Annotated in this window: 10 protein-coding genes; 9 read left to right on the forward strand and 1 reads right to left on the reverse strand. The window is 33.9% G+C overall.

Going from position 1 to position 12925, the window contains the following annotated elements:
- Positions 1–39: 39 nt before the first annotated feature.
- The 3 genes from HUJ22_RS02255 (at position 40) to HUJ22_RS02265 (ending at position 2653) form a co-directional block, all read left to right on the forward strand.
- Positions 40–750: an SOS response-associated peptidase gene (locus tag HUJ22_RS02255; RefSeq protein ID WP_290873124.1), complete on the forward strand. Its 711-nt coding sequence runs from the start codon at positions 40–42 to the stop codon at positions 748–750.
- 305 nt (positions 751–1055) lie between these two features.
- Positions 1056–1919 carry a hypothetical protein gene (locus HUJ22_RS02260; protein WP_290873125.1) on the forward strand — a complete coding sequence of 288 codons (864 nt, stop codon included), beginning with the start codon at positions 1056–1058 and terminating at the stop codon, positions 1917–1919.
- Positions 1920–2017: 98 nt separating this feature from the next.
- Entirely contained in the window at positions 2018–2653 is a 636-nt protein-coding gene (locus HUJ22_RS02265) for a hypothetical protein (protein ID WP_290873127.1), read from the forward strand.
- Between the two features lie 38 nt (positions 2654–2691).
- Here the strand turns inward: HUJ22_RS02265 and HUJ22_RS02270 are convergent, their stop codons facing one another.
- Positions 2692–3300 carry a hypothetical protein gene (locus HUJ22_RS02270; RefSeq protein WP_290873129.1) on the reverse strand — a complete coding sequence of 203 codons (609 nt, stop codon included), beginning with the start codon at positions 3298–3300 and terminating at the stop codon, positions 2692–2694.
- Between the two features lie 70 nt (positions 3301–3370).
- Here HUJ22_RS02270 and HUJ22_RS02275 point away from each other — a divergent pair, with 70 nt between their 5' ends.
- From HUJ22_RS02275 to HUJ22_RS02300, 6 genes are all read left to right on the forward strand, one after another.
- Positions 3371–4714 carry a hypothetical protein gene (locus HUJ22_RS02275; RefSeq protein WP_290873132.1) on the forward strand — a complete coding sequence of 448 codons (1344 nt, stop codon included), beginning with the start codon at positions 3371–3373 and terminating at the stop codon, positions 4712–4714.
- A gap of 88 nt (positions 4715–4802) precedes the next feature.
- Positions 4803–5999, forward strand: coding sequence for an ABC-three component system protein (locus HUJ22_RS02280; RefSeq protein WP_290873135.1), 1197 nt, complete (start codon positions 4803–4805; stop codon positions 5997–5999).
- Entirely contained in the window at positions 5996–6481 is a 486-nt protein-coding gene (locus tag HUJ22_RS02285) for a three component ABC system middle component (protein WP_290873138.1), read from the forward strand. The genes HUJ22_RS02280 and HUJ22_RS02285 overlap by 4 nt, the downstream gene beginning before the upstream one ends.
- The gene (locus HUJ22_RS02290) at positions 6478–8436 is read left to right on the forward strand and encodes a DUF3732 domain-containing protein (RefSeq protein ID WP_290873141.1); all 1959 of its coding nucleotides are present in this window, start codon (positions 6478–6480) and stop codon (positions 8434–8436) included. Before HUJ22_RS02285 ends, HUJ22_RS02290 begins: the two co-directional genes overlap by 4 nt.
- 398 nt (positions 8437–8834) lie before the next feature.
- The gene (locus tag HUJ22_RS02295; protein ID WP_290873144.1) at positions 8835–9620 is read left to right on the forward strand and encodes a DUF5677 domain-containing protein; all 786 of its coding nucleotides are present in this window, start codon (positions 8835–8837) and stop codon (positions 9618–9620) included.
- Positions 9621–9787: 167 nt separating this feature from the next.
- Positions 9788–12922, forward strand: coding sequence for a BPTD_3080 family restriction endonuclease (locus HUJ22_RS02300; protein ID WP_290873148.1), 3135 nt, complete (start codon positions 9788–9790; stop codon positions 12920–12922).
- Positions 12923–12925: the final 3 nt, after the last annotated feature.

The following is a 12925-nucleotide window of genomic DNA, read 5'->3' on the forward strand; positions in this document are numbered from 1 at the left end:
TCGTACATTCCTTTTCAAATAAAATAAAACTTTCACCCAATGTGTGGCAGATACGTCCTTTATAAAGAACTTGATGAAGTTAATGACTTCCTGAATGCTATTGACAGTGGGAAATACCGCACCCCAGGCAAACAGGGAGAATTTTACCTTACTCCAAATTACAATGTAGCCCCCACTTCCATTATGCCTGTTGCATTTATTAATGATGAGGGGAAACGAATTTTGGAACCAATGCACTGGGGGTTTATGGGATGGAAACCAAAAGATGGTAAGAAACCATTTTTACCAATTAATACTCGAGATGATTCTCTTACTAAAAAACCGATGTGGAGTAAAGCTTTTATTCAAAGAAGGTGTATAGTCCCAGTCAATGGTTTTTATGAATGGACAGGGAAAAAGGGAAATAAAACCCCACACTATATTTTCCCCACAGAAGGCAAACTTATGGGCTTTGCAGGTATTTATTCAAATCTGGCACCAGATGATAAGGCAGCAGAACTATCCTATTCCATTATAACCACTTCACCGAATAAGGTGATGGAGGATATTCATGATCGTATGCCTGTTATCCTGCATCCAACTGAATTTAATGATTGGTTAAATCCTGAGCACGAAGATCCGAACTATCTGACGGAGTTTTTGAAACCTTATCCTGATGATGGAATTGATGAGTATATCGTTTCTCAGGCTGTAGGTAATGTGCGAAATAACGAGTCAGGTCTTATTGAAAAAGCTGATTTATTCGGGTAGTGTAAAATATTGAACACCTTATCCATTATCTAACTCCCATGCTTCGTTATTTCGTCTTCTCATTAAGTAATTGACTTAGTGAAAGATGAAGTTATATTTGTAGAGTAATAAGGAAGCAATTCCTTACAAAATTAATTGAATTTAACCGACGAGGTTATGCGACATTAACTTCCCATATAAACCAAAAGATGTCTCAAAAGATGTCTCAAAAGTGATTGTAAGGGATGTTTTAGAATATTTACGACGTCTTATAAGATACCCCTTGTCGCATATTAATAAGTTATAACACAAATAATAGTTCCTCTATGAATCAGTTTCTAACAAGAAAAATTATAGGTGATAACTACGAGTATAGGATCCTTCATGAATATTTTGATGAAAATGCCTTAGAAAAAGGTAAGAAGAAACTAGATAATAGTTTCATTACTCAAACTAGAGATTGGGATACACAAAAGAACTCTGAATGGGTTTTAAGGAATTATCTGGCAATTAAGATGATAATGTCTTCCACCGTTATGTTGACTTCTTTAGAATATGGAAATGAGAGAAATCTAAAAGTTGTCGATCCATATTTGACTTACTACTCATTATTAAACTTATCAAGAGCTGTTCTATTTACAAATCCAAACGCCCTTTGGAATGAAGGTAAACTTATTAATTCAACCCATTCTAAGATTATTAATATAGTAGGAGACGCGGTAGGTCAATTTGACAAACAAATTGGTAGCCAAATAAAAGGGATCTTAGAAAAAGCTAGAGACTATCGAGAATTATATTCTTATAAATTTCCTTCCACAGGAATAACTGATTTTAAAATTGAATCTTCTGAAGCAATTTCAATTTCCACATTACTTGCTGAAGTAGCTCAATTCCAAAGTGAAGTCTTAGAAAAGCGAGTTTTATCAAAAGATAAAATAATTAAAGAATTTGATCATGATATTCTTGAACTGGGATTTACTTATGAATTGAAAACTTATGATTTTATAGACCAAGAAGATCAATATAGGCTAGATTATATTGTACGTAAACAACCATTTCCAACAAGTCTATATTTAACATTAACGGAAGGTTTTGTAGATGATTTTTTTGGAGCGTGGTGCCCTGAAGACTCAGAAACTGATGATTATAATCCCGATTTGGATAACTCTTTGATTTTTCAAATGCCTTAACATTTTGTGTGAGATAAGAATCGAGGTAACTTGCTTTTTAAAAATGGACTAAAGTAATTGATGACTATTACTAATTACACAAACGATTTTTACATAACATGCCTAATATTACTTTAATTAGTACAGTTCATAAGGAGATTGGTAAATGCAATGCCGATGAATTATGTGAGATTATAGAAAGAATAAGTCCAGAAGTTATTTTTTTAGAAGCTCTTGAAAAAACGTATTCAGATTATGAAGAATCATTGTTCTCATCATTTGGAATATTTCATAAGAAATTGGAAATAAGTGCAATTCAGAAATACGGCTTCAATACCTCTTTTAAATATATTCCAGTGCTTGATAATGGATTGTCCGATTCTTTCGAAAAAAAATACAATATAGTTTGTGAAAAAAAAGAGTTGCAAATTTTGATTGACAATTTTGATTCTTTGGCCGCAGAACATGGGTTTAAATTTCTTAATAGCGTTGAAAGCATAAAGCTTCATGACGAAATGCGAATGCTAGAAGAGCGACTTTTAAGTGAAAGTGAGATAAATAAAGTGGCTAATGAAGATATTGATACATATGAAAACTCAATGATTCGAAATATCTATTCTTATTGTAAAACCAGTAAATTCAATACGGCAATTTTTATGTGTGGTGTAGCTCACAGAAAATCAATTATTGAAAAAATAGAAAAATTTAAAGCTCAAGAAGAAATAGATCTGAGTTGGATAATTTTTGGAGAATGAAGCAGCTTATATAACATGTCGTTATAATAAAGCACGAATTACCGTGCAAAAAACAGCTCCTCATCTACTTCCTGCATAAACCGCCAGTCTAATTCATCCAAAATATATACCAGGTGAAAAAAACGGTGTAGATCTGTTTTTACTACATAGTTTAGGTGCTTGGTTATCATGGTATTTTCCATATGTCGGGTAGGGATTTCAACTACCTGTGCAGAGTTTATTTTACCTGACTGAAACCTATAAGGTTGCATCCGATGAATAAGAGGAAGTTCAGTGCCATCATTTTCTTTTTGGACTAATGATTTAGGCAGTATTTCAAACCTGAAAGGGATAATTCGGTGTGCCCTTGAGGGTGTATGCTTATGTCGCTGAATAAAAGCCAAAACCCGATCAATGGTTTTATCCTCTAAACCTGGTGCTGATTCTAATGACCACAAAAGTTCTTCTTCATTAAAGCACAGATCAAAGAGTTCTCCACTCTTTGTTTCAATACTGAAAAAGGATTTTTTTATTCCACCATCTACTTTACTGTGACAAGAGCGCACCTTATCCATGTGCTTCACATATGGCTTCCTCCATGCAGGTTTTTCTAACCTGCTGTATCTGCTAAAAAAAGCCAACATCTCTACTAGGGGAAATTTATTCATGACCAATAATTTGTTTGGTCATTTTAAACTATACACATATTTTATACATATCAATATGTGCAACCAGAAAATGTCGAAACACAAACCCCATCCATACCAGCCAGAGAAAGATGTACATCGGATAACATTATATAGCACTATATATCCTGAGCATCAGCATCACTCCAGGAAAGAGAGGCTGTACCTTCATTTTGATTTTGCTTGTTTTTATGCTCAGGTAGAACAGCTCCGAAAAAAGCTTTACGGGTTACCGTTAATTATCGGGGGCTGGAGAAAAGATAATGGACAGGCGAAGGGCATTGTGGCAACAGCCTCTTATGAAGCTCGGGCATTTGGCATAAAAACAGGAATGAGTGCTTTTGAAGCTTACAACCTATGCCCTTATGTGTGTATGCTTCAAGTAGATTATGATGCTTACACAGCTATTTCAAAGCAAGTACACTTTATATTCAAAGAATTTGCTCCAATTGTAGAGCGATATTCTATGGATGAGTATTTCATGGAGATCGACTTCCTAAAAGATAAATCCCGTAAGGAAATTGAGCAGTTTTCAAAAAGGTTACAGCAAAGAATTTACGATGTAACAGGACTGGTAGGTGCAGTTGGGGTAGCACGCTCAAAAACATATGCAAAGCTTTCCAGCAGTTTAAAGAAACCCAAAGGCAGGACACTTATCTTAACAAATGAAGATGAACGGACAGAAATTTACTCGCTGAAAGTAAATGAAGTTTGGGGAGTTGGAAAAAGAAGATATGAACACATCTTAGCAGAAGGGTATAAAACTATTGGTGATGTAGCTGACCGTGGATCAGAGAAAACCTTTATTCGGCTGTTTGGAGCAAACTTTGGCAAGATGCTTTATCAGACAATAACTGGAAAGGATCAGGGAAGGGTTATGCCTGAAATCTCTGAAAATTACACACCAAAAGAAGGACCTGGATATGGGCATACATTTTCAGAAGGCTCTTTGGATGTAGAAAGAATTAAAGGTGAGTTTGCTATTGCAATCCAAAGAGTGTGTTACAGGATGAGAGCTTATGGAATAAGAGCAAAAAGCTTTTCTGGTATGTTTGGATATAATAAGCAGGGTGCAGGAGGGGTAGGTTTTCGTTTTGTAACAGATGGCTATACCAATATTGATGATTACATCTATAAAGCTTGCATGAATAAAATAGAATCTGCTTTAAGAAAAGCCTGTGATAATGGTATTGAGATTAGAAACATAGCTATTTATCCAGATCAAATAGACAAGTCTGAGCAGCTCGATGTATTTTTTCAGGAAGATGAAGAACTAAAGTCTCAGATAAAGGCGATGGATGTAATCAAGAATCGCTTTGGACAGGAGTATATTTGTAAAGGGAATACGCTACTCAGAGTAGAAGGAAATACGCATTTTTTGGAGAGAAATACATAAAAGAATGACATGTATCATGACTAAACTGGTATTTATTGTTATTTGACATATAAATATTATTTTAGCTTCAAGACATGATGGGGTTAAAATGACAGAAAAGTATTCGGCGAAAGACTCAAATCTTGGTTATTTATATCAAGCAAAGTATGCTTTATATGAAATAATAAGATCAGATCAAGAGGAAGATGCAAGTATTACTATTGAGGGGTTAGATGATTTTGATATAAAAAAGTTAGGAAGCGTAACTAAACTAGGTCAATTAAAACATCATAGAAAGCCAGGTGGGAATCTTACTGATGCAAGTCCTGATATTTGGAAAACTTTGCGAATTTGGATAGAAACTTACAAGAAAGGAGAGCTTCTGTTTGATAGGGTGACTTTATTTTTAATTACTACATCAAGCATAAAGGATGACTCAATAGCGGCAAAATTGACTAAAAGTAATCTAAGAGATATTGATGATGCATCTAAGAGATTAATTAAAGTTGCTAAAGAATCTAAAAATAAGGATCTAAAGGATTGTTTCGATGCTTTTATAGCCTTGTCAGAAGCAGAAAGGGAACTTATTCTAAGTCGAATAATTGTTAGGGGTAAGGCTTACAGTTTTGAAGAGTTAGAAAAGTTGATTAAAAATTTTCTACAATATTCGGTAAATCCAGATCGAATTCAAAGTGCTTATACAAGGCTTGTAGGATGGTGGAACAATCAAATTCTTGACATATTATTAGCAGAGAAACAGGTATATATTCAGCGGCAGAATGTACTATCAAAAATTAGAGAGATAGCTAGTCAATTTACAATCGATAGCCTTCCAGTTGATCTACTAGATATACATTTCACAGATCATAATGCAAGTGATTATCAAGACTACCAATTTGTAGAACAACTAAAAAGCATAGATGTTGGTAAAGAGAGAATCAGGAACTGTATTTTTGATTATTACCGAGCTTATACTCAACGTAATAAATGGATTACAGAAGATTTGTTAATTGATAATGAGCTTGAATCCTATGAGAAAAGACTAATTAATGAATGGAAGAGGCAAAGAATAATCATCAAAGATTCAGAAGGGATAGATGATAGTTCTAAAGAAGAAGAATTGAAGAAGTTTGGAAAAAAAGTATTGAACTGGGTTGAGCAAAAAGCAGAGCTACAAATTAGATCTGATGTTAAAGATGATGGTTATGTTATGAGAGGTAGTTATCAAATGTTGGCTGATGAAGAAGATCCAAAGATTTATTGGCACCCAAACTTTATGGAAAAATTTAAAGAACTAATTAAATGATGGATCTGAAAAATCGACCAATTGAAGTTATAAGTTTATTGAACCCAGCTTATTGTTCATTAATTCTATTTGAAGCGGTAAAGAATTACATGAAGAAGAAACCTGATGGGATGCCATTTTCATTAGCTTATGTAGCTTTACCAATGGTCTTAAATAAAAAACTTTTTAGTTCTTTCCCGTCTAATACAAATGCAAGGTTGGATATATGGATAAAAGATAATCCAGAATTGAAATATATATTTATGAAAAGTGCCGTTAATATTTCAAGATATGTAAATGAGGCAGTATTATTCTCACTAGATCAAAACTCAATTATCTTATCTGATAATGGTAATTTGTTGAAGGGCACTCTTAGAAAGAAAAATAATTACTTAAATGATGAACTTAATGAATGTATTGATAATGCAGCATTCATTGGGAAGTGGTTGAGTAAAATAAATAAAGAATCAACCATATATACAATTATGGGTATAAGACCATGAGTTTTCAAATTAAAAAAATATGCCTTTACAACCTAAAAGGTGATCGGAGAGATATAGAATTCGAGATTGGACAGGTAAATATTATATGTGGTGAATCGGGTACTGGAAAATCAGCAATAATTGATATTGTAGATTATTGTCTCGGTAGAAGCAAATTCAAAGTATTTGAAGGTGTCAATAGAGGGGTTATATCTTGGTATGCAATACTTTTACAATTTGAAGGTGAACAATTATTTATTGCAAAACCGCAACCTGATATAGATGTAGAAAGTCAAAGTGGATCATATATTTTAAGAGGTAGTAAAATTGAATTGCCTAGTATTGAAGAGTTAAGTATTGAGTACAATGACGACTCCTTAGATGCTTTGATTTCAAATATGACAGGAATAACCCCTATTGATAGTATCAATAATGAAACAAGAAGTACTTCTTCATATAAGATCAAGTTCAAACATTCAAAATACTATTTGTTTCAGAATCAAACTCTTATTGATAATGAGAATCAATTATTTTGGAGACAAGATGATGATTACATACCACAGAATATCAAAGATACATTGCCTTACTTTTTAGGTGCTGTAAAAGAGGAAAAAATAGAAATTACCCAAAAGTTAAGGGAGGCGAAGAAAACCTTAAATTCTCAAATTAAGAAGCTTAGAGAAGCAGAAGCAATCGTAAGCAATAGATATGAGCAGGGGCAAAGACTACTTTTTGAAGCTGAGCAAATAGGTTTAAATGTGAACTCAGATGTGAATAAAGAAGCAATCATTGAAGAATTAAGAAAAGTGGAAGGATGGAACCCTAACGAGTTTTTAGAATCCTACAAAGACTCTAATATACTTGAACTACAGGATGATTTGGAAAACTTAAGGGATGAGTTCAAAAAAAATCAAAGAGAACTCCATTCACTAAGAAGTTTTATAAATTCTTCAGATGAATACAAAGATAGTGTTACTACTCAGAAGTCAAGATTGATATCACTCAAACTGTTCAACAACAAAGAATCTAATTTTTGTCCTGTCTGTAATTCAAAGTTAAATGAGAAGAATGAGATTGTTGTACATTTAGAAAATACTCTACAGAAACTGAATAAGTCTTTGGAATCGGTTACTAATGAGAAGCCAGCAATGAATGAAAGGCTTGGTTTTCTTCAAGAGAGAATGTCAGAATTGAGGGAAGATATTAGGAACAAAGAATTAGAAATCCATACAGTCATATCTAATCAACAAGAGGCGAAAAAGATGAGGGATAGAACTGCTGAAATATCAAAAATATTAGGCAGGATCAGTTTATTTCTTGAAAATGTAAAGGCAATTGGTGTTTCCAAGGAATTAGAAGAGAACGTAATTGAAGCAGAAGTACTAGTGCAAACACTTGAAGAAAAATTGAGTGAATTTGATGAAGAACAGTTACTTGAATCCATATTCAACTTAATTTCGAAGTACATGGGAATCATACTTAATGACTTGAATCATGAGTTCAAAGATTCTGCATTTAGATTTGATTTGAACAAACTGACTGTTATTGCTGATAGTAAAAATGGAGCTATACCATTGTATAGAATGGGTTCAGGGAAAAATTGGTTGGGGTGTCATTTAGCTACTTTGTTATCTATTCACAGGGTATTTATAGAACGAAATCGTCCAGTACCAAGATTTATTATATTGGATCAGCCATCTCAACCTTTTTTCCCATCTCAAAATGATTATGACTTATTTATAAAAGAGCTTGAAGAAGGGGTAAACAGTGAAGAGGCTACTTCTGATTTAGCTGTTGTAAGGAATCTATTTGATGCACTATTTAATTTTGTTGAAGTAGTTAAAAATGATTTTCAGATAATAGTATTAGAACATGCCGAGTACCAAGATGATCAATATCAAAAGGCTGTGATTGAAGATTACTGGCATACAGATATCAACTCACCTTCTTTGATTCCAAAAAGATGGTTACAGTAAAACATTTCACTTTGATCTAAATTTTAAAGATTAAAGATGCTAAGCTGGTAGAGTTAATAAATGTGCTTTTCCAGGATTCCCGAGCTTTGGTATCTCACAGGGAAGCTTGTGATGGAAGTTCATGTGAAATGATTATTTAGTTCAGTTGTTACTTAAAGGTTCTAACTTTGCAGCTTAATTGATTTTAGTTATAATCAGTATATAACTATAAATCGATGTTTTTTAATGCAGAACTACTCAGTTAGACAGCATCTAATAGAAACGCTGATATATTGGATAAAGACATGGAAAATTGAGTACTGATAATTTCTGGGATTATACTTTCGAAACTTATGATGATTACTTGAATGAAAGGAGAAAGCTGATGAGTCGATATATAAACAATTTTATCATTCTCTATGACTGAACCTGATTATGAACAAATTGATGTTTTAATATCCAGGTTGATAAAAACTGTAGATGATTCATTTAAGAATGAACCTCAGGGTAATAAAGAAACATTTTTCTGGGGTTTATACTTTTCCTTGTTAGAATTATCTCAAGAGTCAATTCGTCTAATTAGCGAGAAAAGATATGAATTGGTTGCTATAGCCTGTAGGAATTCTGTTGAACTCTACATGGATGTCTATAATTGTCTTAAGTACGATGATTACATAGATCGCTTGCTGTTAACAAGCTTTTCAAAACAAATTAAGTTATCCGAATTCATATTTAAAGAAAAGAAAGAGTTTGATGAAAAAACATTAAACAGGGAAAGAGATAATATTGCATATGCAAAAAAACAGAAGGCATTATTGAAAAAGAGGGGGGTTACAAATATATACGGTATAGCTGAGAAATATAAATTGTCAAACCTTACACAGTTTCCGTTAATGTTTTGGATGATTGATATGTTGAATCAAGAAGTTCATGCGGATCTTAGATTAATGATGGAACGTTATAGTATTGAAGACAAAATACCAAGGGACTTTAATAAAGGATATATTAGTCCATATCGAAATAGCAAAACTGAGATAACTGTTAATAACTATCTTAATTTGTTTCTCGCTGGAATTTGCGAATCTACATCAGTAATTCTCAAAGAGAAAAAATTGCTCTATTCAAACTCAATTGAAGTTATAATCAACCAACTTAAAGATATACTAAGCCAAGCTGAAACAGAGGGTTCGGGAAATAACGCATAAAGTAGTTAATAAATGATCTTAGACAACAGAGACAACGGAAGGGTACTCGATACTTATAGCAATTTTCTGAACTGAATGTTGCCAATCTATAATTATACTGGCATATTCCACAAGCAAACTAGCTGTTAAATCACCATTAAATTGTTACTTACGGGGACTAATAATACATGCCTGATAACCACAATCCAATCTTAAATAATCCATACGAAGAACCTAAACGGCATTATGCTACCCGAATGAATGGGAAATTGGATTATGAGGATATCAGAAATGGGCGAAGAATCTTTGTACCAGTAAGTCAGTCTGCAATACCAAGTAGGGCAGGAGATCAGAAGGAGGTTTTTGATGTAAACGAAGAAGCTGTTCAGTATGAGTCACATCTTATAAATAGGTTAAGGAATTTAATAAGGCAGTGGAGAGATGATAATTACCCCCATGTCACAAAGGTGACAAGAGACTTGTTAAATCACTGGTTTATTCAATATGAAAATGAGCCACGTAAGAATCTATTTTTCGCCCAGAGAGAAGCCCTTGAAACTGCCATATTTTTAAATGAGGCAGCACATAAATCAAATCCTGGAACAAATATTTTAGAACAGTTATCAAAAACTCATAAATCTGTTGATCCTGGTAATCCTGCAAATCAGCTTCCACGTATAGCATATAAAATGGCTACTGGAACAGGCAAAACCGTAGTTATGGCTGGGCTTATTATATATCATTACTTAAACAGGCAGAATGATAAGTCGAATACTAACTTTGCAGATTATTTTCTGGTAGTTGCTCCAAGTATTACGATAAGGGATAGATTGCAGGTACTTCTTGTAGATCAAAAATCGGATAATTTTCAAAATAGAGATGATTATTATGCCGAAAGAGACTTGGTTCCCAGAAAGTATTCGAAGTTTTTAGGTGGTTTAAACGCCCGTATAAAGATCACTAATTATCACTCATTTATTCTGAAAAATCTTCAGGGTAATAAGCGATCAATTTATGATGGAAAATTAGATGCTGATGGTAACAAAACTACAGAACAAGAGACTCCTACCCAAATGGTTAAACGAGTAATGGGAGATGCCAAATTTGGAAGGAGGTTATTGGTGTTAAATGATGAAGCTCATCACTGTTATTTGCCTAAACAAAATAGGAGCAGACAAACGACATCAGATTTTGATCATGATGAAAATGAAAAGGCAGCTCTTTGGTTCACTGGACTAACTTATATTGCAAAACGTTATAAGCTCACGCAGGTTTATGATCTTTCAGCTACTCCGTATTACTTAAATGGATCAGGATACGAACCATATAGTCTGTTTCCTTGGGTAGTAAGTGATTTTGGTTTAGTAGAATCGATTGAGAGTGGATTAGTTAAGATTCCATTTCTACCAGAAAAAGATGATACTCATCAAATTGAACAACCCGTACTTAGAAATATTTATGACCATGTAAAAGATAAGGTCCAAAATAGAGGCTATAAAAAAAGGAAAAAGAAGAAACTTTCGGAGAATGAAATTGAAAATAAAAAGCCCGTTGTTCCAGAATTAGTTAAAAATGCTCTGGATCAGCTTTTAAGTGATTATAAAGATCATTTTTACGGTTATCGAAAAATACAGGAAGAATCCCCTAATCTATTAAGCGCTCCACCAGTAATGATAATAGTCTGTAATAATACTCGTTTTTCGAGAGATGTATTTAAGTATTTGGCAGGTTATGAAATCAAAAATGAAGATGATGAATTACAAAGAGTTGTTGAAGGGCATCATGAACTGCTTACAAACTATGATGGTCAACAACAGCGGCATAAGAAGAAACCTCCAACTATATTAATTGATAGTGCTGCTTTAGATGACGCAGGGCAAATTAATGATCAGTTCAAAAATGTTTTTGAGCAGGAAATTCAGGAATTCAAAAGAGATTATGCATCACAGTATGGGCAAGGAGCAGCGGCTCAGTTAACAGATGCCGATATTTTACGTGAAGTAGTTAATACAGTTGGAAAAAATGGAAGGCTTGGTTCTCATGTGCGATGTGTAGTTTCAGTGTCGATGCTTACTGAGGGATGGGATGCCAATAACGTGACTCATATTATGGGAGTAAGAGCTTTTCAGTCTCAGCTATTATGTGAACAGGTAGCAGGTAGGGCACTAAGAAGGATGGATTACGGACTACGTGGATATGATAGTGAGGGAAATCCGACTAAAGATAAACGCAAGATTACTGAGTATAGGTTTCCCCCAGAATACGCCACTATTATTGGAGTACCATTCCAATTCTTTAAAGGGGGAGAACAGCCGACACCTGAACCAAGTGAATCTGTACAAGTTCGTGCTTTGCCAGAAAGAGAGGAAGAGCACGAGATTAAATTTCCAGTACTGGAAGGATATCGAAGGGAATTTGCATCCAAAGAATTGGAATATGATTTCAGTAATGTGGAACCCTATGAAATAGAAGGGGGAAAAAACCCTACAGAGACTATTATTGCATCTGCTTTTTCTAAGGAGGAGCGTAAGCTAGAACCAGAAAAGTTACTTGAGCTTAGAGAGCAACAGATTATTTATGAATTGACCAATGAACTGATGCAGGTGTACTTTAAGGATGATGGGCAGATGGCAATGTTTGGTAAACTGAAGGAGATCGTTGAATATTGGTACAATAATAAGTTGAAATTGCTGAATATACCTGACCAAAGGTATAAACGCTTTGTGAAGTATGAGGACCCTAAAGCAGTTTGTGAACATATTAGGAGAGGGATAAATCCTCATGAGAATAAAGAGGAATACCTTCGTCCCATATTTATGAATAAGTATGAAAAATTGGGCAGTACACGCTATGCTCATGGAATAACCACCAGAGAAGTTTACCCTACTGAGAAAAGTCATTTAAATTTTGCAGTAGCAGATTCTGAATGGGAGCGAATTTTTGCAAAAACCTGTGAGGAAGTGGATATGGTTAAATCTTACGTGAAAAATGACTATCTCGGATTCAACATACCTTATAATAAAGATGGCGTTGAAAGAATGTACAGACCAGACTTCATTTTAAAAGTGGAGAATTCAAAAGGGGTGAAAGCAAATGTGATTATTGAAATATCAGGATATAGCAACGATAAAGATGAGAAAAAGTGGTACACCACTTATAATTGGTTGCCTGCTGTTAATTCTGTTAGAGAAAAATACGAGTACGAGCCCTGGTATTTCTATGAAATTGCAAATGATATACGTGATGTGAAAAATCATCTTATTGCCATTATTGAAGACCTGAAGCCTGAACCAGAAATTGAATTAGCTGATAAATCACAGTAAAAT

Origin of the sequence: Gracilimonas sp., from assembly GCF_014762685.1 — a bacterium.
GTDB lineage: Bacteria > Bacteroidota > Rhodothermia > Balneolales > Balneolaceae > Gracilimonas.